Below are 21727 nucleotides of genomic sequence, written 5' to 3'. Positions count from 1 at the left end.
ATGCAGAGAACAGCAGCGGGCGCGGCCCTCCTCGCCGTCGCCCTCACGGTCACCGCCGGCGCACCGGCGCTGGCCGCCCGCAGGACACGTCCCTGACCCGGGCGGCGCGGCAGCTCGGCCGGCAGGTGCTCCCGGCCGACGACGGCTGGGCCGCCGAGGGCACCGGGACCACCGGCGGCGCGACCGCCGCCGCCGACCGGGTCCGGGTCGCGCACACCCGGGCCGAGCTGGTCGCCGCGCTCGGCGGCGACAACGCCACCAACGCCACGGACAGCACCGCGAAGATCGTGTACGTCGACGGCACCATCGACGGCTTCGAAGGCCCCGACGGGACGCCACTGGACTGTGCCGACCTCGCCGACGCGGACTACTCCCTCGACGCCTACCTGGCCGCGTACGACCCGGCGACCTGGGGGCGGGTCAACCCCAGCGGCCCGCTGGAGGCGGCCCGGGTCCGCTCGGTGGCCAACCAGACCCGGCAGACCCAGCTCAACGTCGGGTCGAACACCACGATCGTCGGGCTGCCCGGCGCCCGGCTGACCGGGCTGACCCTGATGATCGACAAGGTCGCCAACGTGATCGTCCGCAACCTCACCTTCGACGACGCCCGGGACTGCTTCCCCGCCTGGTCCCCCACCGACGGCGACACCGGCAACTGGAACTCCCAGTACGACCACATCTCCGTACGCCGCAGCGAACACGTCTGGGTCGACCACGACACCTTCACCGACGGCGACCACCCGGACAGCGGGCAGCCGAGCTACTTCGGCCGGCCCTACCAGGTGCACGACGGGTCGCTGGACGTCACCCACACCGCCAGCCTGGTCACCGCCTCCTGGAACCGCTTCGTCGGCCGGGACAAGCTGATGCTGATCGGCTCGTCCAACACCGTCGGCCCGGACGTCGGCCGGCTCAAGGTCAGCCTGCACCACAACCTCTTCGACGGTGACCTGCAACGGCTGCCACGGGTCCGGTTCGGCCAGGTCGACGTGCACGAGAACCACTACCGGCTGCACGGCCCCGGCTTCGAGTACGCGCTCGGCGTCGGCGTCCAGTCGGCGATCTACGCGGAGCACAACTTCTTCAGCCTCGGCGACGACGTCGACCCGGCCGACCTGATCCACGACTGGGGCGGCACCGCGCTCACCGAGCGGGGCAGCTGGCTGCGCCAGGGCGACGGCCGGGCCCGACCGGTGGACCTGCTCGCGGCGTACAACGCGGCGCACGACCCCGACCTGGGCGCCGACGCGGGCTGGACGCCGACCCTGCGCGCCACCCCGGTGCTGCCCACCCCGCTGGTGCCGCTCGTCGTCGGGGCGTACGCCGGCGCCGGCCGGCTGCTCCGCTGACGTCTCCCGGGCGCGGCGGGTGTCCCCGCCGCGCCCGCCCCGCCCGGCACGTTGCCGGCCGGCCCGGCGCGCATCGACCTCGACGCCGGTCCGCGCTCAGTGCGGGTGGGCGTCGGCGGCGTTCCGCTCCCGGCGGGCGGCGCGGCGGGCCCGCACGACCCGCGCCAGCACCAGCAGCACCACCAGCGCCAGCAGCGCCTCGCCACCCCAGCCGAGCCGCCGCTCCAGCAGCCGGTAGGACGCCCCGGCGAGATAGCCGAGCAGCGCCACGGTCACCGCCCAGAGCGCGCCGCCCGCCACGTTGGCCACCGTGAAGGTGCGCTGCGGGATGCCGCTCAGCCCGGCCAGCCCCGGCACCAGCGCGCGCAGCGCGCCGCCCAGCGGCCGAGCACCACCGCCGTCGCGCCGCGCCGGCGGACCAGGTCGAGGGCCCGCTCCAGCTCGCCCGAGCGGAGGAAGCGGCGCGGGGTACGGCGCAACAGCCGCCGGCCGTGCCGCCGGCCCACCCGGTAGCCGACCTGGTCGCCGAGCGCCGCGCCGGCCAGCGCGGCGACCATCACGGCCCACAGCGGCAGCCGGCCCTCGTGCGCGACCACCCCGCCCACCAGCACGGCGATCTCCCCGGGCACGAGCAGGCCGAGGAAGGTCGACGCCTCCAGCGCCGGCAGCAGGAAGACCAGCGCCAGGACCAGGGCGGGCGGCAGCGCCACCAGCAGGTTCAGCACCCGGTCCATCCGCCGATTGTCACCCGTGGGCACCGATCACGCTCCCGCTGATCGAACCCCGCCCCGGTCGGGGACAATGGCACGCGGACGAGGTCGGCAGCGCGGCTCATCGGCCCTGACCAGCTCGGGGAGGAGCCGGACGTGGAGGAGGAAACCGTCATCGGGGATCCAGCGGCGCGCCTCCGCGCGGTCGACGAGTTGTTCCCGGGCAGCGACGTGACCAGCAGCGCGCTGCGCGCGAAGGACTGGTCCGTGACACCGCTCGGGCCCGTCGAGTCCTGGTCGCCCGAGCTGCGGGCCGCGGTCCGCACGGTGCTGCCCTCCCGGATCCCGATGCTGCTGTGGTGGGGCCCGGAGCTGGTGCAGATCTTCAACCACGCGTACACCGGGATCATCGGGGAGAAGTTCCCCGACGCGGTCGGGCAGCGCGGCGCCGAGTGCTGGGCCGAGGCGTGGGACACCCTGGGTCCGCTCACCGAGCAGGTGCTCGCCGGCGCGGGCGCCACCTACGGGCAGAACCTGCTGCTCTTCCTGGAGCGCTACGGCTACTCCGAGGAGACCTACTGGACCTTCTCCTACAGCCCGGTGCAGGACCGGGACGGCCGGGTGATCGGCATCTTCGTGGCCACCAGCGACGTCACCGGCCGGGTGGTCGGCGACCGGCGGTTGGCCCTGCTGCGGGAGCTGGGCGCGCTGTCGGTCGCCGAGGCGGACAGCGCCGCGGACGCCGCCCGGGCCGCCACCCGGGTGCTCGCCACCAACCGCGCCGACCTGCCGCTGGGCATGATCTACCTGCGCGAGGGCGACCTGTCGACCGACCCGTCCACCGACGCCGTGGCCGGGGCCGACCAGGTGACCCTGGTGGCGTCCTTCGGCGACGGGGAGCCGGGGCCGGCGATCGACCGGCCCGCCGAGGTGGCCGAGGTGCTGGCCACCGGGAAACCGGCCCGGATCACCGGCCTGAGCCGCCACCACGCCGCGGTGGCCCGGCTGGACGGCACCGCCGGCGGGACGCCGGTCGACGAGGCGATGGTGCTGCCGCTGCTGGCCACCGGCCGGTCCCGCCCGGTCGGGGTGCTGGTCCTGGGTATCAGCCCGTTCCGGCAGCTCGACAACCCGTACCGGGACTTCCTGCACCTGATCGCCAGCCAGGTCTCCACCGCGCTGACCGACGTGCTGGCCTACGAGGCGCAGCGCCGCCGGGCCGCCGCGCTGACCGAGCTGGACGCCGCCAAGACCGAGTTCTTCACCGACGTCAGCCACGAGCTGCGCACCCCGCTGACGCTGATCGCCGGCCCCGTCCAGGAGAGCCTGGCCGACGAGCGGGAGCCGCTGCCGCCGGCCCAGCGGGAGCGGCTGGAGCTGGTGCACCGCAACGCCGGCCGGCTGCGCAAGCTGGTCAACGACATGCTCGACTTCGCGCGGATCGAGGGCGGCCGGCTGGAGGCCGAACGGGTGCCCACCGACCTGGCGGCGCTCACCCGGGGGATCGCCGAGTCCTTCGGGTACGCCATGCAGCAGGGCGGGCTGGCCTTCGACGTCGACACCCGGCCGTTGCCGCGCACCGCGTACGTGGACCGCGACATGTGGGAGAAGGTCGTGGTCAACCTGCTCTCCAACGCCCTGAAGTACACCCTCACCGGCACCGTCCGGCTGACCCTGCGCGGCGACGACGAGCACGTCACGCTCGCGGTCACCGACACCGGTGTCGGCGTCCCCGCCGACCAGTTGCCGCTGCTGTTCCGCCGCTTCCACCGGGTGCGGGGCGGCGGCGGCCGGTCGAACGAGGGCGCGGGCATCGGTCTGGCGCTGGTGCAGGAGCTGGTGAAGCTGCACGACGGCGAGGTCGGCGTGCGGTCGGTGGCGGGCGAGGGCACCACGTTCACCGTCCGGCTGCCGTACGGGCAGCCCGGCGACGGCGACGGCGGGCCCCGGCGGACCGGTCCGGGGGCGGCCGGCTGGTCGTACCCGGACGAGGCGGGGCGCTGGCCGGCGACGGAGGTGCCCGGTGCGCAGCCGGCGGAGGCCGCCGCCGGGCGACCGGCCGACGCGGCGACGGTGCTCGTGGTCGAGGACAACGCCGACCTGCGCACGTTCCTGCGCGGCCTGCTGGCGCCGCACTACCGGGTACTCCTCGCCGTCGACGGGCAGGACGCGCTGGAGATGATCGCGGTGGAGCGGCCCGATCTGGTGCTCACCGACGTGATGATGCCCCGGCTCGGCGGCTTCGCCCTGGTGCGGGCCCTGCGCGAGGACCCGCGTACGGCCGGGATGCCGGTCATCGTGCTCTCCGCCCGCGCCGGCGCGGAGGCCGCCGTGGAGGGGTTGCGGGCCGGCGCGGACGACTATCTGCCGAAGCCGTTCTCCTCCCTGGAACTGCTCGCCCGGATCGGGGCGCACCTGGAGCTGGCCCGACTGCGCAACCGGGAGGCCACCTGGCGGACCGCGCTGATCGACTCGCTCCAGGACGCCTTCGCCGTCTATGACGCCGGCACCACGCTGCTGGAGGCGAACCAGGCGTTCTGCCGGCTGGTCGGGCTCGACCGGCTGGAGTTGCCGGCGTCGGCGCCCCACCCGTGGTGGCCGGACCCGGCGACCGAGCCGGTGGAGTGGGAGCGGCTCCAGGCGGCGCTGCGGCAGATCCAGCGCACTGACAGCGGACGGGTCACCCTGCCGATGCGGCACGCCGACGGCCACCGGATCTGGGTGGAGGCGGTCTACAACGCGCTGCGGGAGCCCCGTACCGACCAGCGGCTGCACGTGGCCACCCTGCGGGACGTCACCGAGGAGGTCCGGGCGGCGGCCCGCCAGGCGGCGATGACCTCGCTCGCCACCCGACTGGCGGGGGCCAGCGACATCACCGAGGTGCTCGACGTGGGCCTCGCCGAACTGGGCGGGCTGCTGGGCGGGGCGCGGGGCGTCGCGGTGTGCCCGGACCCGGCCGGCGCGCCGGTGACGGTGGAGGCGGGCGCGACGCTCACCGCCGAGCTCCGGCGGACCCTCGACGAACTGCCCGACGACCCGTACCTGGTCCGGGACGACGCGGGCCGGGTGACCGCCGTGGGCGCCCGGATCGAGGCGGGCGTCGGCACCGGCGGCATCTGGTGGGAGCTGGACGAGCCCCGACCGGCGACGACGGTGGACCCCCCGCTGATCCGGCAGCTCTGCGCCGCCCTCGCCCAGGCGCTGGTGCGGGCCCGGGCGTACGAGACGCAGCGGGCGGTGGCGCTGGCCATGCAGCGGGCGATGCTCGGCCCGACGGAGCTGCCGCCGGGCTTCGCGGTCCGCTACGAGCCGGCCGTGCGTCCCCTCGAGGTGGGCGGCGACTGGTACGACGTGGTGCCGCTCCCCGGCGACCTGGTCGGCGTGGTGGTGGGCGACTGCGTGGGCCGGGGACTGCCTGCCGCGACGGTGATGGGCCAGCTGCGCAGCGCCTGCCGCGCGCTGCTGTTGCAGGCCAAGAGCCCGGCCGAGGTGCTGGTCGCGCTGGACGGCTTCGCCCGGATGATCCCCGGTGGCAACTGCACGACGGTCTTCTGCGCCATCATCGACGCGACCGGGGGCGAGCTGCGCTATTCCTCGGCCGGGCACCCGCCGGCCGTCCTGGTGCACCCCGACGGCGCCGTCGACATGCTGGACCGGGCCGGCTCGGTGCCGCTGGCCAGCGTGCCCGTGCAGCGCCGACCGGAGGCCACGGCGCGGCTGCGGGTCGGCTCGACGTTGCTGCTCTACACCGACGGGTTGGTGGAGCGGCGGCGGGAGCTGATCGACGCCGGCATCGCCCGTGCGGTGGCGGCGCTCACCGCCGGCCGCTCGCTGCCCGAGGGGGAACTGGTCGACGGGCTGGTCCGGGACCTGCTGCCGCCGTCCGGCAGCGACGACGTCGCGGTGCTGGTCTACCGGCACCGGGTGCCCACCGTGCTGACCGTCGCGGTACCGGCCGACCCGGCCCGGCTCGCCCCGATGCGGGAGCGGCTGCGCGGCTGGCTGGACGCGCTGGGGTTGGACGAGTGGGACGCCGAGGCGGTGCTGATCGCCACCGGGGAGGCGTGCGCCAACGCGATCGAGCACGGCTACCGGTTCGCGCCCGACGCGGTGACCACCCTGCGGGCCGAGCTGCACGACGACCGGCTGGAGATCGTGGTCCGGGACGGGGGCGGCTGGCGGGAGAACGGTCCGGGTGCCGGCGGCGCGGACCGGGGCCGGGGTCGCATGATCATGGCGCGGGTGATGGACGAGGCGACCATCGTCGGCACGCCGGAGGGCACCACGGTCCGGTTGGTCAAGCGGCTCGGCGGGGCGTGAGGCCGGCGGGGTGGCCGCTGTCGGCCATCCGACCCCGACCGCTCCCGGCGAGTCGAAGATCAGCTATAAGTGACGGATGGACTTCCCCCCGTACCTGGGCAGCATGCCGATGCACGCGATCACCGAGATCCACGGTGAACCGGGGCTGTCGGAGCGGTTCCGGCTGGAGATCCGGGCGTTCGACGAGGCGGCCCGGGAGCGGCTGACCGAGGCGCTGGCGCTGGCCGCCGAGCTGCACCGCGACGACCGGCGGGTACGCGAGCCCTACCTGAACCACCTGTTGCGGGTGGCGATCCGGATGATGCACCACTATCAGGTGCGGGACGTGGACGTGATCGTCGCCGGGCTGCTGCACGACGCGGTGGAGGACCACCCGGTCGAGCTGGCCGGCCCGGACCATGCCGGGGACCCGACCGCTGCCGCGCTCGCCGCGCTGGCCGCGCGCTTCGGACCGCGCGTCGCGCGCCTGGTCGGCGCGGTCACCAATCCGACGTACGACCCGGCGCGTGACGCGCACACGCAGTACCGGGAGCACGTCGCGGCGAGCCTGGACGCCGAGCCCTGGGCCCGGGTGATCAAGATGTCCGACTTCACCGACAACGGGGTGGGCGTGATCCACACCGTCGGCCCGAAGGTGGCCCGGTCGGCCGCGAAGTACCGGCCCCTGGTGCCGGTCTTCCGGGACCTGATCGCCCGGCCGGACACGCCGCTCTCCGCCCCGGTGAAGCGGCACATCTTCGCCCAGCTCGACCTGGCCGAGGAGCGGTTCAGCGCCATCCTGGACCAGCCGAACTGACGCCGCACCGGGCGCCGCTCACCAGGAGGCTTCGCCGTGCAGGGTGGCGGTGAGGCGGGAGCGGAGGGCGGGCAGGCGGGCGGGGGTGTCGCAGAGGACCACCCGCAGCGACTCGCGGGCCTCGGCAGCGACGCCGCCGAGCACGTCGAGCAGGGTGCCGAGCTGCGCGGGCGGCTCCTCGGCCAGCAGCTCGCCGGCGTCGGCGACGACCAGGGTGAGCGGTCCGGCGTCGAGCCGGTCGGCGAGCACGTCGGCGAGGGCGTCCCAGTTGCGGCCGAAGTGTCCGGGCAGGTGCAGGGCGGCGTCCAGCGCGTCGTACAGGCCGGCCCGGGTGCGGGCGGCGGACCCGCTCAGCACGGCCCCCGTGCGGTCCGGACCCGTCGGTGCGGGTGGCGCCAACCGCAGCCAGGCCGGCAGCGGCGGGTGGGTGTCGGCCATCGTCGGTTCCTCGCGGGGTTCGGGCGGGTCGGGCCGGCGGGCGGCCCGACCCGGCACGGTCAGAGCAGGTAGAAGTTCCCGTAGTGGTCCGGCGAGAACCAGGTCGCGCCGGTGCTGCGGTTCACCACGATCCGGTACGCGTCGCGGGAGGCGCCGTAGGCGCGCGGGTAGACGTCGTACTCGTAGTAGGTGGCGTTGGCGGGGAGCTGACCCTCGTAGTTGTAGAACCGGCCACCGGCGTAGTTGTAGAGCCCGCCGCTCCAGGAGTACCAGCCCCGGGTGGTCGGGAAGCCCTTGGCGGACCAGCCGGAGCGGGCGGCGCGAGCGTCCGTGCAGCGGGTCATCGTGCAGGAGCTGTAGACGGCCGCCTGCGCGGGTTCGGCGAGCTGCGGGGACACCACCGACGGACCGACGAGCGCGGTGGCGACCATGGCGGTCAGCAGGGCGAGCGCGCCGAGGAGTCGGCGCGGACGGAAGCCTTCGGTGCGGGGCCGGGTCGCGGGCATGGTCACGGGGATCCTCCCTTTCCAGGAGCGACAGAGACATTGATCCGGATCACTCTCCGGATCGTGCCCAGTCTGCTGGTGATCCTCGCCCACGTACAGCCCCCGGGCGGAAACCGCGCCGCAACGCCCGGTGAACGCTCGATGATCGAGGTCCGGGCCGGGCGATCCGCGACCGCCCGGCCCGGCCGACTCAGCAGCCGATCCGGCTGGCGCCCAGCGCCACGTCGTCGAACCAGAGGGTGTCGGTCGCGCCGCCGTAGCTCTCCCACCCGAGCTTCAGGTCGGTGAGCCGGGGCCGCCAGGTGCGGTTGTACCACTGACCGTCGATGTCGTGGCTGGGCACGCCGTCGGCGGTCAACCCGGCGACCGCCGTCCCGTCCAGCCAGGTACGCAGCTCGCCCCGGTCGCCGTCGACCAGGAACTCCACGCAGGACCAGCGGTCGGTGGGCAGCGGCACGCTGAGCGCCACCCCGGCCGGGCTCTGCTCCGGCAGGGTGGCGTCGTCCGACGCCCGGTTCCACTGCAGGGCCGCGTTCTGCCCGCCCATCCGCAGGTCCTTGCCGCCGTCGGCGGCGTCGGCCATGGCCAGCAGCGTCACGTGGTCGGTGGGGAGCGCGGTGTGGTGCCGGACCCAGAACCGGCCGTACCGGACCGCGCCGAGGGTGGCCAGGTCCCGGGTGGCGCGGACGAAGACGTGGTTGCAGTAGCCACCGCCCCCGTCGATGCGGATCGCGCGGGCCCCGGCGTGCGTGGTGGCCGTGTCGACGGCGGCGGCGCCGGTGCCGGCGCAGTCCGGGTGGACCACGGCCCAGTCACCGGACGGCGTGGGGCCGGCCTGCCCCTCGAAGCCGTCGCAGAGCGCCGCACCCGCGCAGCCGGCCGGCGGCGGAGGTGGTCGGCGGCGGGCTGCTCGACGGCGGGGTGGGGCTGGCCGAGATCGGCGGCGGGCTGGTCGGCGGCGCGGTGGTCGAGGGTGCGGTGGGCGGGTCGCTGGTCGAGGCTGGGTGCGGCGCCGTTGCACGGTACGCCGTTGAGCGCGAAGCCGGTCGGCGCGGACGCGGTCGCGCCGACCGTGCCCTGGACGCCGAACTCGGTCGACCCGCCGGCCGGGACGCTCCCGTTCCAGGCCGCGTTCCGGGCCGTGACGGTGGCCCCGGACTGGCTGACCACGGCGTTCCAGCCGCCGGTGATCCGCTGGTCGCCCGGGTAGGTCCAGGTGACCGTCCAGGCGCTCACGGCGGTGTCGCCCGGGGCCACCCGGACGGTGGCGGTGAACCCGCCCGGCCACTGGTTGGGCCGGTAGTCGATCCGGCAGCCGGTGGCGGCGGCGGCCGGGGCGGTGAGCAGGGGCGTGACGGCGACGGCGACGGCCAGGGTGGCGGCTGCCGCGACGATCGGGGTGAGACGGGCGCGGGTGATCCTCATCGAGGGTCCTCTCGGCGGACCGCCGGACGGCGGCACGGGAGCTGCGTGGACCTCGCGTGCGGACGCGCGCGATGCGCGTACCGGAAACTGCCCGGCTCGGGCGGACCTTCAGCCGCCGGCCGGACCGACCGACGGCGCCCGACCGCCAATGTAGTGACGGACGCCGATGCCTGGCAATCCCGGACGCCGCAGCCGGCGCCCCGACACGCCGCCGCACCGGGGCCGCCCTGACCGACAAATCGGGCAGGGCGTGGATACGGTGGACCCGGCCGGCGGACCGCGCCGCCGGTGTGCACCGGGCCGTTGGCGTGGTCGACCGACCCGTGACAGGCGAGACAGGAGCGAGATGGCCGACGCCGTCGATCCCCGACCGGGCGGGGCGGAGCGCGGGCGCGAGCCGGGCGACCGGGCGCCGGCGCTGCGCCACCGGGCGGACACCTTCCGCCAGCGGCTGGTCGGCCTCTGGGAACGCGCGGCCGCCCCACCACCGGGCAGCACCTCCACGTTCCCGGCCGTCCCGTTGACCGAGCAGCTGGACACCGCCGCGCCGATCCGGGTGTCCGGGCGGGGCGGGGCGTTCAACTTCCAGATCCAGGCGAGGTGCGTCTGGTCCTCGTCGGACCTGGCCCGGGACGCGTTGCGCGGCCACGCGCACTACTGGATGCCGGCGGCGGCCCGGCGGCTCACCGCGCTCGCGGCGGTGCACGCCCGCCACTTCCCGCCGCACCGGGTGGCGGAGCTGGAGGTGGAGTTGCAGCAGGCCCTCTCCGACGCCGACCCGTGGCGCTTCGAGACGGGGCGAGCGGTGGTCACCTGCCGGGCGCACGTCTGGGTGCACCTCGACGAGCGGGCCCGCAAACTCGCACTGCCCTACTGGGAGAAGCTGGTCACGCTCGACTGCGAGTGCGACGTGGACCTGAAGCGCGCCGAGTACGCCGACCGCCTCGGCCGGGAGTGGGCGAGGATCATCAGGAACCTCGCCGACGCGGCTGCCCCGGCCGGGGCGGCCGGGGACGACCCGGCCGGCGTGGCGCGGAAGCTGGCGGCCGAGCACCGCGCCGCCGTGCACCGCCTCGACGACCTGCTGGGCGAGGTGCTGCGGGAGGGGCGCATCCTCTGACGCGGCGGCGACCCGTCCCCCGGACGGGCCGCCGCCGGCCCGCTCAGCAGCTGTTGGTGCTGGTCTGGTTGCGCTTGAGGAAGTCGGACCAGGTGACCCCCTGGACGACCGAGACGACGACGCTGCCGTCGTGGATCTGCTCGTAGTGCAGGTGCGGCGAGAGGTCGTACTTCGCCGAGGACGCGCCGACCTTGCCGATCACCGTTCCCGTGTGCACGGTGTCGCCCTCGGCGACGAGGCGCTCGCTGAGGTGGGCGTACCGGGTGCGCCAGCCGTCGCCGTGCCCGATGACGATCGTGTTGCCGTAGCCCGTGGTGGTCGAGTAGTACGACTCCAGCACCGTGCCGCCGGCGCTGGCGAGGACGCGACGGCCGTAGTCGTCGGGGGTGCCGTTGGCGTCGTAGTGGTTCCAGTCGATCGAGTGGGCCGGGCTGTGGCCGTCCCAGTTGCTGCCGAGCCAGGTCTGGCCGCACAGGAACGGCATCCGGAAGCCCGGCCGGGCCGCCTGCGCGGGATGCGCCCCCACCAGCGTGCCGGCGGCGACGACGAGGGCGGTGACCAGCGCGAGGACGCGCCAGCGGGCCGCCGAGAGCGGTACGGACATCGCGATCCCCTCCGAATCTGAATGACGTGCATCGATGCTAGGGCGACCGCCGACCGAGGGGGAAAGCTTCAGGGGGAAATCCCCAGTAGAAGCTTTCCTACCGCTGCGGGTACGTCCCGGTGGTCACCGGCGGCCGGCACTTTTTCCGGTACGGCAGAATCGGCGGGCGATGCGGGCGGCGACCATCCTGACCGCGCTCGCCGACCTGGCCCCGGCCGGCGCCGAGCGGGTCTTCGACGTGTCCGGGACCGGCCGGCCGCTGGTCTGGCTGCCGGACCCCGACCGGGCGCCCCGGGAGGCGAAGCTCGACCGGCTGGCGGCGCTGGACGCACTGCACCGCGACGAGCGGGTCCTGCGCCGTGGCCTGGTCTTCCTGGTCGGCACCGCCGACGTCGACGGCGGCCGGCGCCGGATCCGACTCCCCCTGCTCGCCCAGCCGGTACGCCTGGACCGCACCCGCCGGGGCTACCGGGTGGTGCCCGCCGGTGACCTGGAGATCACCGCGCTGATCGGCGACCGGGAGCTCGCCGCCCGGCTGGAGGCCGCCCCGGGGCTAGCCGGTCCGGGCTGGCTCACCGCCGCCGGCAGCACCGCGTGGATCACCGCCGCTGCCGAGGCCGCCGGACTGAAGCCGGACCAGGTGGTCGCGCAGCCGCCCCGCGGTGTCGACGACACCACCCTCACCGCGGTGGCCGCCGCCGCCCTCTTCGTGACCCGGGACGTGCTCGCCGGCCGGCTCCGCGACACCCTGCTGAGCTGGGCGACCCGACCGGGCCTGGAGACGACCGCACTCGCCCGGCTCTACGCCGCCGACGGTGAGGACGCGCCCGCGTGGAGCGTCGACCAACCGCGGGTTGCTATCGACCGGCGGGAGGCCGGCCGTGCCGCCTCGGTCCAGCCGGGTCACCACGACGGGCCCGGTCCGGCCGACAGTGAGGAGGTGCTGTCGCCGCTGCCGCTGAGCGCGGCGCAGCGGGACGTGGTCCGGCGCACCCGTACCGAGCCGGTGGTGGTGGTCTCCGGGGCACCCGGCAACGGCAAGAGCCACACCCTCGTCGCCGCCGCGCTGGACACCGTGGACCGCGGCGGGTCGGTGCTGGTGGCCACCCAGTCGGTGCACGCCGCGCAGGTGCTGGGCGAACTGCTGCGCCGACATCCCGGACCGACCCCGGTGCTCTTCGGTGACGCCGAGCGGCGGGAGGCGATCGCCGCCGACCTCGCCGCGGGCACGGCGGCCGGCCCGGACGACGCGGTGCTGCGGGCCGACGCCGAGGCCGTGGCCGCCGCCCGGGACCGGGTCGACGCCGTCCGGGCCGGCATCGTCGCCGCCCTCGACGCGGAACGGCTGGCCGGCACGCTCCCCGACTGGCAACCGCTGCTGCCCGCCCTCGGCCACGACGCCCCGGACCTGTTCACCCTCGACGCCGACCTGGCCGCCGTCCACCGGGCGCTGGCGGAGGCGACGCGCACCGGTGACGGCTGGTGGCGGCGGTGGCGACGGGCCGCGTCGAGGGACGCCTGCGCCGGCTGGCGGGCGCGGGTGCGGACGTACCCTGGCGCGGTTGCGGGCGGCCCTGACCGCGGCGGACGCGGTGCGGGCGGCGGCCCGGCTCGCCGCGACCGGCGGCACCGACCTGGCGACCGCCTGGCGGGCCCTGGCCGAGGCGGACGACGCGCTCGCCGTCGCCGTCGGCACGGCGATGCGGCACCGGGCGACCAGCGCGCGCCGCTGGACCCCGGAGGCACGACGCGCCGCCGGCGGGCTGGGCGGGGCGCTGCGGGCCGGCCGCAACCGGCGCTGGGAACTGCTCGCCGGCCTGGACGCCCGAGCGCTGGTGCGGGCGCTGCCGCTCTGGGTGGGTACGGTCGCCGACGTGGAGGACCTGCTGCCGCCGGTGGCCGGGATGTTCGACCTGGTGGTGCTGGACGAAGCGGCGCACATCGACCAGGTGCGGGCCGCGCCGGTGCTGGCCCGGGCCCGGCACGCGCTGGTCGCCGGGGACCCCCGCCAGCTCCGGTTCGTCTCGTTCGTCGCCGACGTGGACGTGACCACCACGCTGCGCCGGCACGGCCTGGAACACTGCGCCGACCGGCTGGACGTGCGCCGCGCCAGCGCGTTCGACGTGGCGACCGGCGCGGCGCCGGTCAGCTGGCTCGGCGAACACCACCGTTCGGTGCCGCACCTGATCGGCTTCTCCGCCCGCCGGTTCTACGACGACCGACTGGAACTGGTGACCCGGCACCCCCGCAACGAACGCGCCGACGTCATCGACGTGGTGACCGTCGCCGACGCAGGCGTCAGCGACGGCGTCAACGCCGCCGAGGTGTCCGCCGCGCTCGACGTGGTCCGGGCGCTCGCCGCCGACGCCCCGACGGGCGGGATCGCGGTGGTCAGCCCGTTCCGGGCCCAGGCCGACGCGCTGGAGGCGGCGCTGCTGGCCGCGTACGACGTGGCCGAGATCGAACGGCTCGGGCTGCGCTCCGGCACGGTGCACGCGTTCCAGGGCAGCGAGGCGGACGTGGTGGTGGCGTCGCTGGGGCTGGTCGACACCGACCCGCCGGCCCGGCACCGGTTCGTCGCCGACCCGAACCTGTTCAACGTGCTGGTCACCCGGGCCCGCCGCCGGCTGACCGTGGTCACCTCGCTGCGCTCCGCCGAGGGCCTGGTCGGCGACTACCTGGCGTACGCGGGACAACCGCCGCCCGTCGCGCCGGACGTGGCACCGACCGACGGGTGGACCGCCGCGGTGGCGCAGGAGCTGCGCCGGCTGGGCGTGCCGGTCCGGGCGGGCTATCCCGTCGGACGGTGGCGGGTCGACCTCTGCGTCGGTGCGGGCGCGGACGCGGTGGGGGTGATCTGCGGGGTGCATCCCGAGGGGGTGGCCGCCCATGTGGAGCGGCAGCGAACGCTGAGCCGCGCGGGGTGGCGTCTGGTGGACGTGTACGCCAGCCGCTGGTCCGACGACCCGATCCGGGCGGCCCTGGACCTCACCGCCCGCCTCACCCGCCCGTGACGACTGCCGTGCCGCGCACGCCCGACGTCAGAGCGTTGCCCCGGCGTGCGATCAGGCAGCGACAGCAGGGAACACCATGAGCGACCCGTCGCGGCTTCGTTCGATCTCGATCGCAACGTCAGCCTGGCGGACTCCCACGTCGAGGCGATCAGCCAGGGCGCGGAGGCGGTATGCGGCCTTGAGCAGGTCGTCGACCTCACCCTGGGTGAACATGATGCTCCGGAAGCCACCGGGACGCTTCACTTCGAGCATCGACAGTCGAAGAACCACCGAGTCGAGGTTCGACTCCAGTTCGTCGAGACGACGCTCGTCGTCGCGCAACGTGCCGATGAAACTCGTGAAGGGGTTGCTCGTTCCGGCCTGCTGAGCGTGCTCCACCGCTTGGAGCACGAGCACCCGCCGCTTGAGAGCGATGGCCAGTCGCGCGAACTCCACGTGCGCATGGAATGTGCCACCTTCCTCGTGGACACCGGGGAAGGACTTCGTCAACGCGCCGATCTCCACCGGGCCGTCGGGCAGCGCAGCCTGCCACTTTGCCAGCCGACGCTTGGCTCGTTCGATCGCCGTGTTGATCGCGTACGACGAGGAGTCAAGTCCCAGCGACAGGCCGACTCTGCCCTGGTCCAGCAGGACCGACGTGGCCTTGTCGATCGCGTCCCGGCAACCGTCCAACTCGCTGCGTTCGTCCTCCAGTTTGTCCTCGTGCAATTGCTCGAGGAGGTCGGTGATTCGCTCGATCGCCTGTTGGCGTTGGTGATCGGCGTAGGCGCTGACGCCGACCGCGACGGCCATCAGCACGAGCGGCGCGGCCACCGTCAACGCTCCGGCGCCGGCCGCGGCCACACCGGCTGTGGTGGCCGAGCCGGTTGCCGCACCGGCGACCGCAGCCCTGCTGCACACGGGCACGAGCCTGGCCTGGGCTGCGATGTGACCGGTGGAGTCGACCAGCGCGCTGTAGACACCTCCGCCAGCGGCCTTGGCAACCATCGGTCGGACGAGTCCCTTGCCGACCTGCGCGGCGACCTTCGCCGGTACCACCATGCGATAGAGCACCTCACCGGTGGCCGCGACGTTCAGCGTCGGCTGTGCCGACTTCGCGGTCTGAGCGACGAGCTGCGACAACTGCTGCGCGAGCGGACTCGCTGCATGCAGCGAGATCCCGCCGCTGCGATCGCGCCTGACCGACACCGGATGCGCCTCCAGCGTGGCGATGGGGGCATCCGCAAGGGTGGCCAGGACCGTTCTCAGTTCTGCCAGCCGGGCCGGTGTCATGCCCTCGTCGCTGAGCAGGTCCGGCACGCTCACGGCCTCCGTCGCGAGCGTCCACACCGGCACGGGCGCCGTGTCATCAGTGGTCACGTCGTGTCCCCCCGATCGCCCGCCGCGGCGGGTCCGTTCTCCACTTCCCGACCTGCTCCTGCGGGCCGGACAGGAGCAGGTTCACGCGAGGACTCTAGTCGTCCCGTGAACGGGACGGGGTACCCGTAAGGCCGGTTCCCGTCGCCGGGTCGCTACCTACGGCTCCCGCATCCAGGTCTTCGGATCGGTGACGAAGACACCCTTGCCCTGCTGCCGCCGGATCACCCGTAGGGCTTCGAGACGGACGTAGGCCAACTGCACGGTCCCATAGCTGACGCCATAGACCGCGCGCGTATCGGCAACAGACGGCAACCGGTCGCCTGGCCTGAGCTTTCCCGACCTGACGTCAGCGATCACGTCGTCGGCGATGCGTAGATATCCGGCTGATTCGGGCATGTCACTCCTCGCGTGGCAACCCGAATTCGATCACAACTCGAATGTCTAAACAACGTGCTTTGACTTCCCTATGTTCCCTAGTTATGTTGGAGCAGAGCCGCTCCTCGCGTGGCAACGAGTTCGGCTCATCCCCCTGGTCGGGGCGGGTGCGCGTGCCCGTCCCGACCCACCGGACTGCTCCGCTGTCGTACCGCTGATCTGAGCTGCGGCGGCGGGGCGGGCGGGCCGCCCGCGGCCGGCATGCGGACGGCCCGCCCTTCCACCCACCGACCCTCCGTGCTCCCGCCTGCCTGAGGAAAGGACCGACGTGGCCCAGGTGTATCGCTCCGGCCGGCTCTACGGGACCCCCACCCGGTTGACCCCGCACGAGGTGCGGACCCGCGCGTTCGCGCCGCGTCGGCGCGGCGTCGACCCCGATCAGGTACGCGACTTCCAGGCCGAGGTGGCCGACGAACTGAACGCCCTCCACCAGCAGATGAGCCTGCTCAGCGAGGAGAACGACCGGCTCAAGCGGGCGCTGCGCGACTGGCAGACCAGGCACGCCCGCGAGTGCCGCCCGCCGAACGCCGGCCACTGGTAGCCGTGCGCCCGAAACCAGGCGACCTGCTCCGGATCGACGGCCGCGCTTCGGTGCAGTTCGCCGGCGACCGCGCGCTGACCTTCCGCGTCGTCTCGGTCTGCGACCGCCCCACCTATGCCGGCTGGGTCTGGCTCACCGGCTACGTCATCAACCGGCGCGGCAACGCGACCGCCAAGCGGGAGATCTATGTCCAACTCGCCGGCCTGCGCCGCGCCAGCGTCACCCCATCCAGGCAGCGCATCGCCGCCGGAGGCGGTCAGCGGTCGGTCTGACCTGCACGTCGCCACCCGTGTCCAGCCCTTGCGTCGGCACCACCTGCTACGGTCCGCACGACCGTTCACACCTCGCAGTCGTTCGGGAGTTCGCGGTGCCGGACACCACCTGCCACATGTCGATCTCGCTGGACGGCTTCGTCGCCGGGCCGGACCAGAGCCGCGAGCACCCCCTGGGCAAGCGGGGGCAGGAGCTGCACGGCTGGCACATCGGCGACCCGCGAGCCACCGAGGCCGACCGGGTCGCGACCGAGTGGCTCATGCGCCCCCGGGGCGCGTACGTGATGGGTCGGAACATGTTCGGCCCGATCCGCGGGGACTGGGACGAGGAATGGACGGGGTGGTGGGGCCCCGAACCGCCGTACCACGCGCCGGTGTTCGTGCTGACCCATCACGAACGTGACCCGATCCGGATGGCGGGTGGGACGACCTTCCACTTCGTCACCGGCGGCTTCGACGCGGCCTACTCGGCCGCGTGCCGGGCCGCCGGGGAGAAGGGTGTGGACATCGCCGGCGGGGCTTCCACCGTCCGACAGGCACTGATCGCCGGCGTGATCGACGAGTTCACCCTCGACATCGCACCGGTCCTGCTCGGGTCGGGCGAGCGCCTCTTCGACGGGGTGGAGTCCTTCGGCTTCGCACCCGTCGAGGTGCTCCATTCCCCGCTGACCACCCACATCCGCTACCGCCGCGTCAGCTGACTCCGCAGGGACTCCTTGCCGGAGTCCACGGAACGACGCTCAGCAGACATGTAGAAGTAGTACGGCAGGATGCCCGCCTCGCCCTGGAGGGCGAAGCACAGGTCGAGCAGGTCGGGTGCGGTGGCGTTGACGCCGCGCATGAAGACGCCCTGGTTGCGGACGTCGCGCAGGAGATCCTAGGCCCACCCTGTCCGGCTGACCGAAACCTCACCCACTGGCCCCTGCTGGCGCCTGGGCATCAACAAGCGTCCGATCAGACGTACGGGAGGGCACTGGCCCGGTGCGGGTCGGCGCCGGCCGTGGTGGAGCGGTTGTCGCCGTGGTCGCCGTGCCAGTCGAGGACGAGCAGGCAGGCGTCGTCGGGCAGGGTGGGGCCGGCGACGTCGAGGACGGCATCGCCGAGTACGCGGACGACCTCCCTGGGGTGCAGCTCGGCGAGGCCCGGCAGCCGCGTGGACAGGTCGAGGAGGGCGGCGCCGCGTTCCAGCATGCCGTCGGTGACCAGGACGAGCCGATCGCCGGGGCGCAGCGGCACGTCGGTCGTGCGGTAGCTGCCCTGCCGCAGTACGCCGAAGGGCGCATCGGCCGGCAGCGCGACGGAGTGGACGGCTCCGTCGCGCACCAGGATCGGGGTGGGGTGGCCGGCGTTGATCATGGCCAGCACGCCGGTGCGCAGATCGAGCCGGCCGAGAAGTCCGGTAGCGAAGGTGAACCCGCCCGGTGGGTTCTCGATCAGCGCCGAGTTCGCGGCGAGGGCCTGGTCCAGCAACGTGTGACCCCGGCGACGGGTGTGCCGCAGGCTGCCGACGCAGAGCGTCGCGGTCAGTGCGCTGTGCACGCCGTGCCCCACGGCGTCGGTGAGGCTCAGATGCAGCAGGTTCCGCGCGAGGCTGTAGTCGAAGGTGTCCCCGCCGATGCTGGCCGCCGGCTCCAGCCACGCCGAAAGGGTGAACGAGCCGGCCTCGCAGGTGAACGAGGAGGGCAGCAGCCGGCGCTGGATCTCGGCGGCCAGGTTGAACGGAGTGGTCCGCTGACCCCACTCGAACAGGTCGGTGTGCCGGCGGGCGGCGATCACCACGAACGCCAGCGCGTGCGCGGCCCGGGAGATCTCGGCCAGCGCGGCCTCGTCCGGCTCGACCGGCAGGGAGATCTCCAGCAGCCCGATCGCCTCGCCCCGCTGGGTGACCGGCGCCAGCACGAGGTGATCATCACCGCGCGGGCAGACCTGCACGCGTTGGGAGCGCAGTGCCTGTTCCGGTGGCCCGCCGTCGAAGGGCAGCACGGTGGCGACGTCCTCGTCCTGCCGGCGCCGTCCAGGCGGGCCGCCGAGGGGAACATGGGCCAGCCGAACGAGAGCCCGGCCGCTCATGTCCGCGATGAGGAACGACGCCGACAGGGCATCGAGGTCGACGCCGATCCCCCGGGTGACCGCCTCCACCGCCTCGACCGGAGCGGCGTCCTCGACGGCACGCAGCACCTTGCCCAGGTCCACGCCGCTCCACCGCTTCTCGCTCACGTGGCAGAGCATAGGCCCAGCGACCTTACCTGCTGTTGAGCACGGGTTTCGTCGGCCCGCGCGGACAGCCGTGCTCAGATCGGGGTGGGCTCCGAATGGGGATGGCGGGCGGCGAGAAACTGGGCGAGTCCCTGGCCGTCCTCGGTGGCGAGGAAGGCGCCGCGCGCGTTGAGCAGCGCCTCGTCGGCGTGGGCCATGCAGCCCCAGACCGTGTCGCCCCACGAGTCGGCGAGCTTCACCTCGGCCGGCTCGGTGCACGTCTCGCCGCGCGGGCTGCCGATCTGGCAGTGCGCGGGTGCGCCGCCACGCCGGCTGACCGCCTCGGCCGCCTGGCGGATCAGCGAGAAGCGGGCCTCGGCGCCGTCGGGCGCGACCCGGGCATGCTCGGGCACGGCCCGGCGCTGCCCGAACAGGACGGTGTTGCCGTCCGGGTCGGTCGTGCGGCACTCGCCGCCGGGCGCGTGCTCGGGATAGCCGGCGCGCTGGGCGGGATAGCCGGCGGCGGTGAGGCGCTCGATCGTCGCCGCCACGTCGTCGACGTAGAGGTAGATCAGCAGCGGCAGCTCGACGGTGACCAGCCGGGGCTTCACCGCGGCCAGCAGCAGGGTCAGCTCCCCGCACTGGAGGTAGGACCAGCGGGACTCGCCGTCGCCCCCGGCGCGCTGCTCGGAGTAGCCGAACACCGCGTAGAAACGCCGTGCGGCGTCGGCGTCCGCGACGTACAGCACCGGCACCTGAGCCTGCACTCCGTTATGCACCGCGCCACTCTACCCATGACGGAGACCGGGATCACGTGTTCGAGATCGGGTTTTCAGGCGGCCAGGGCGGCGTACCGGCCGGCGCGGGCGAGCAGGCTGCGGTGGGTGCCGGACTCGACGATCCGGCCGTGGTCGAGCACCGCGATCTGGTCGGCGTCCCGCACGGTGGAGAGCCGGTGCGCGATGGTCACCACGGTCCGGCCCCTCGACAGCTCGTCGAAGGCGCGCTGCACGGCCCGCTCGGTCTCGGTGTCCAGCGCGCTGGTCGCCTCGTCCAGCACCAGGATCCGGGGATCACGCAGCAGCGTACGGGCGATGGCCAGGCGCTGCTTCTCGCCGCCGGAGAAGCGGTGGCCGCGCGAGCCGACGACCGTGTCGTACCCGTCGGGGAGGGCGACGATGAGGTCGTGGATCTGCGCGGCGCGCGCCGCGGCCTCGATCTCGGCGTCGGTGGCGTCCGACCGGGCGTACCGGAGGTTTTCCCGCACGGTGGTGTGCAGCAGGTAGGTCTCCTGGCTGACCACGCCCACGACGGCGGCCAGGTCGGCCAGGCGCAGGTCGCGCAGGTCGACGCCGTCGATGGTGACCCGGCCGGCGGCCGGGTCGTGGAAGCGGGTGATCAGGCCGGCGAGGGTGCTCTTGCCGGAGCCGGTCTCCCCCACCAGGGCCAGGCTGGTGCCGGCCGGGACGTCCAGGTTGACGCCGGCCACGGCGGCGGTGTCGCTGCCCGGATAGCTGAAGGTGACGTCGGTGAAGCGCAGGTGCCCGCGCACACTGGCCGGTTCGATCGCGACCGGGTGGACCGGGTCGTCCACCTCGATTGGCAGGTCCAGGTATTCGAAGATCCGGGCGAAGAGCGCCAGCGAGGCGGTCAGCGACACGCCCACGTTGAGCAGCCCCATCAGTGGCCGGAACAGGCCGCCCTGGAGGGCGGTGAAGGCGACCAGGGTGCCGATGCTCAGCGTGCCGGCGGTGACCGGCAGACCGGCGCTGAGATAGATCACCGCCGGGATGGCGGCGAAGATGACGCTCATCGAGGCCATCCGCCAGCGCCCGGCCAGCTCCGAGCGGAGTTCCAGGTCGACCAGCCGCGCCGACGACGCGGTGAAGCGTTCGACCAGGGTGGGGCCGGCGCCGAGGGTCTTGGCGAGCTGCACGCCGCTGATCGACAGCCCCTCCTCGACGGTGACGTTGAGGTCGGCCAGTTCGCGCTGGCGGCGGGCGGTGATCTCGCGGCGCAGCCGGGCCACCCGCCGGGTCAGCCAGATCGCCGGGGGCAGCACCACCAGCGACACCAGGGAGAGCCGCCAGGACAGCGCCGCCATCGCGACGGCGGTGGCGACCACGGTGGTGAGATTCGCCGCGATCGAGGTCGCGGTGGAGGTGACGACGGTCTGCATGCCGCCGATGTCGTTGGTGATCCGGGACTGCACCTCGCCGGTGCGGGTGCGGGTGAAGAAGGCGATCGACTGACGTTGCAGGTGCGCGAAGACGTCGGTGCGCAGCCGGTGCATGACCTCCTGGCCGACCCGGGTGGAGATCCAGGTCTGCACCACGCCGAGCACGGAAGTCACGGCCGCGACCGCGACCATGCCGGCGACCAGCCAGGCCAGCAGGGTCAGGTCACGCTCCGGGAGGGCCCGGTCGATCACGGTACGCAGGAGGAACGGCGACGCCATCGCGAGGACGGACGACGCCACGATGATCGCGACCACCACGGCGAGCTGCCAGCGGTGGGCGACGAAGAGCCGGCCGATGCGGCGCAGCGAGACCTGTCGGGCCTGCGCCTTCTCGGCGGCGCTGACGGTACGGTGGCCGCCGCTGCGGCCTTCCCGGGGTGCTTCCAAGGGGATGCCCACTTCC

The 21727-nt window shown here is 74.0% G+C and carries 20 protein-coding genes and 2 pseudogenes; 8 read left to right on the top strand and 14 right to left on the bottom strand.

The genetic code is table 11. The annotated features are described in order from the left end of the window. Window positions 1–1349 (top strand): annotated as a pseudogene (locus tag MRQ36_RS25600) (polysaccharide lyase family 1 protein). A 96-nt stretch (window positions 1350–1445) separates the two neighbouring features. Here MRQ36_RS25600 and MRQ36_RS25595 read toward each other — a convergent pair. Next, entirely contained in the window at window positions 1446–1706 is a 261-nt protein-coding gene (locus MRQ36_RS25595) for a hypothetical protein (protein WP_242799297.1), read from the bottom strand. Continuing rightward, window positions 1685–2083: a VTT domain-containing protein gene (locus MRQ36_RS25590; protein WP_242799296.1), complete on the bottom strand. Its 399-nt coding sequence runs from the start codon at window positions 2081–2083 to the stop codon at window positions 1685–1687. The genes MRQ36_RS25595 and MRQ36_RS25590 overlap by 22 nt, the downstream gene beginning before the upstream one ends. Before the next feature lie 132 nt (window positions 2084–2215). Here MRQ36_RS25590 and MRQ36_RS25585 point away from each other — a divergent pair, with 132 nt between their 5' ends. After that, window positions 2216–6379, top strand: a complete 4164-nt coding sequence (locus MRQ36_RS25585; RefSeq protein WP_242799295.1) for a SpoIIE family protein phosphatase — start codon at window positions 2216–2218, stop codon at window positions 6377–6379. 76 nt (window positions 6380–6455) lie between these two features. Next, window positions 6456–7175, top strand: a complete 720-nt coding sequence (locus MRQ36_RS25580) for an HD domain-containing protein (RefSeq protein ID WP_242799294.1) — start codon at window positions 6456–6458, stop codon at window positions 7173–7175. An 18-nt stretch (window positions 7176–7193) separates the two neighbouring features. On the opposite strand, the gene MRQ36_RS25575 is transcribed toward MRQ36_RS25580, so the two are convergent. From MRQ36_RS25575 to MRQ36_RS34085, 4 genes and pseudogenes are all read right to left on the bottom strand, one after another. After that, on the bottom strand, window positions 7194–7613 hold the full coding sequence (locus MRQ36_RS25575) for a barstar family protein (RefSeq protein WP_242799293.1): 420 nt from the start codon (window positions 7611–7613) through the stop codon (window positions 7194–7196). A 59-nt stretch (window positions 7614–7672) separates the two neighbouring features. Beyond that, a complete protein-coding gene (locus MRQ36_RS25570) occupies window positions 7673–8119 on the bottom strand; it encodes a ribonuclease domain-containing protein (protein ID WP_242801377.1) in 447 nt (148 codons plus the stop codon). 190 nt (window positions 8120–8309) lie between these two features. Beyond that, window positions 8310–8924, bottom strand: coding sequence for a hypothetical protein (locus MRQ36_RS34090; RefSeq protein ID WP_242801552.1), 615 nt, complete (start codon window positions 8922–8924; stop codon window positions 8310–8312). 272 nt (window positions 8925–9196) lie between these two features. Continuing rightward, window positions 9197–9544 (bottom strand): annotated as a pseudogene (locus MRQ36_RS34085) (cellulose binding domain-containing protein); the annotation flags it as partial. 346 nt (window positions 9545–9890) lie between these two features. Here MRQ36_RS34085 and MRQ36_RS25555 point away from each other — a divergent pair. Next, complete coding sequence (locus MRQ36_RS25555) at window positions 9891–10664, top strand: hypothetical protein (protein WP_242799292.1); 774 nt, start codon at window positions 9891–9893, stop codon at window positions 10662–10664. Between the two features lie 43 nt (window positions 10665–10707). On the opposite strand, the gene MRQ36_RS25550 is transcribed toward MRQ36_RS25555, so the two are convergent. Continuing rightward, a complete protein-coding gene (locus MRQ36_RS25550; protein WP_242799291.1) occupies window positions 10708–11268 on the bottom strand; it encodes a M23 family metallopeptidase in 561 nt (186 codons plus the stop codon). A 553-nt stretch (window positions 11269–11821) separates the two neighbouring features. Next, window positions 11822–12712 carry a hypothetical protein gene (locus MRQ36_RS25545; protein WP_242799290.1) on the bottom strand — a complete coding sequence of 297 codons (891 nt, stop codon included), beginning with the start codon at window positions 12710–12712 and terminating at the stop codon, window positions 11822–11824. A gap of 118 nt (window positions 12713–12830) precedes the next feature. Here MRQ36_RS25545 and MRQ36_RS25540 point away from each other — a divergent pair, with 118 nt between their 5' ends. After that, window positions 12831–14282 carry an AAA domain-containing protein gene (locus MRQ36_RS25540; RefSeq protein ID WP_242799289.1) on the top strand — a complete coding sequence of 484 codons (1452 nt, stop codon included), beginning with the start codon at window positions 12831–12833 and terminating at the stop codon, window positions 14280–14282. Window positions 14283–14333: 51 nt separating this feature from the next. Here MRQ36_RS25540 and MRQ36_RS25535 read toward each other — a convergent pair whose 3' ends face one another. Together MRQ36_RS25535 and MRQ36_RS25530 are read right to left on the bottom strand one after the other, a co-directional pair. Next, complete coding sequence (locus tag MRQ36_RS25535) at window positions 14334–15641, bottom strand: hypothetical protein (RefSeq protein ID WP_242799288.1); 1308 nt, start codon at window positions 15639–15641, stop codon at window positions 14334–14336. 156 nt (window positions 15642–15797) lie between these two features. Then, window positions 15798–16037, bottom strand: coding sequence for a winged helix-turn-helix domain-containing protein (locus tag MRQ36_RS25530; RefSeq protein WP_242799287.1), 240 nt, complete (start codon window positions 16035–16037; stop codon window positions 15798–15800). 307 nt (window positions 16038–16344) lie between these two features. Here MRQ36_RS25530 and MRQ36_RS25525 point away from each other — a divergent pair, with 307 nt between their 5' ends. From MRQ36_RS25525 to MRQ36_RS25515, 3 genes are all read left to right on the top strand, one after another. Next, window positions 16345–16617 (top strand): DivIVA domain-containing protein, encoded by a 273-nt coding sequence (locus MRQ36_RS25525; protein WP_242799286.1) that lies wholly within the window; start codon window positions 16345–16347, stop codon window positions 16615–16617. 2 nt (window positions 16618–16619) lie between these two features. Continuing rightward, on the top strand, window positions 16620–16889 hold the full coding sequence (locus MRQ36_RS25520) for a hypothetical protein (protein WP_242799285.1): 270 nt from the start codon (window positions 16620–16622) through the stop codon (window positions 16887–16889). Between the two features lie 95 nt (window positions 16890–16984). Then, complete coding sequence (locus MRQ36_RS25515; RefSeq protein ID WP_242799284.1) at window positions 16985–17590, top strand: dihydrofolate reductase family protein; 606 nt, start codon at window positions 16985–16987, stop codon at window positions 17588–17590. Here the strand turns inward: MRQ36_RS25515 and MRQ36_RS25510 are convergent. From MRQ36_RS25510 to MRQ36_RS25495, 4 genes are all read right to left on the bottom strand, one after another. Beyond that, entirely contained in the window at window positions 17572–17730 is a 159-nt protein-coding gene (locus MRQ36_RS25510) for a hypothetical protein (RefSeq protein WP_242799283.1), read from the bottom strand. The genes MRQ36_RS25515 and MRQ36_RS25510 overlap by 19 nt on opposite strands. Window positions 17731–17843: 113 nt before the next feature. Next, window positions 17844–19106: a PP2C family protein-serine/threonine phosphatase gene (locus tag MRQ36_RS25505; RefSeq protein ID WP_242799282.1), complete on the bottom strand. Its 1263-nt coding sequence runs from the start codon at window positions 19104–19106 to the stop codon at window positions 17844–17846. A 74-nt stretch (window positions 19107–19180) separates the two neighbouring features. After that, window positions 19181–19864: a VOC family protein gene (locus MRQ36_RS25500; protein WP_242799281.1), complete on the bottom strand. Its 684-nt coding sequence runs from the start codon at window positions 19862–19864 to the stop codon at window positions 19181–19183. Window positions 19865–19917: 53 nt separating this feature from the next. Continuing rightward, window positions 19918–21723 carry an ABC transporter ATP-binding protein gene (locus MRQ36_RS25495; RefSeq protein WP_374250732.1) on the bottom strand — a complete coding sequence of 602 codons (1806 nt, stop codon included), beginning with the start codon at window positions 21721–21723 and terminating at the stop codon, window positions 19918–19920. Between the last annotated feature and the right edge of the window lie 4 nt (window positions 21724–21727).

It is taken from the genome of Micromonospora sp. R77, from assembly GCF_022747945.1.
Classification (GTDB): domain Bacteria; phylum Actinomycetota; class Actinomycetes; order Mycobacteriales; family Micromonosporaceae; genus Micromonospora.
Note: the sequence above shows the minus strand (reverse complement) of the source record. Positions and strands in the feature narration are given on the sequence as shown.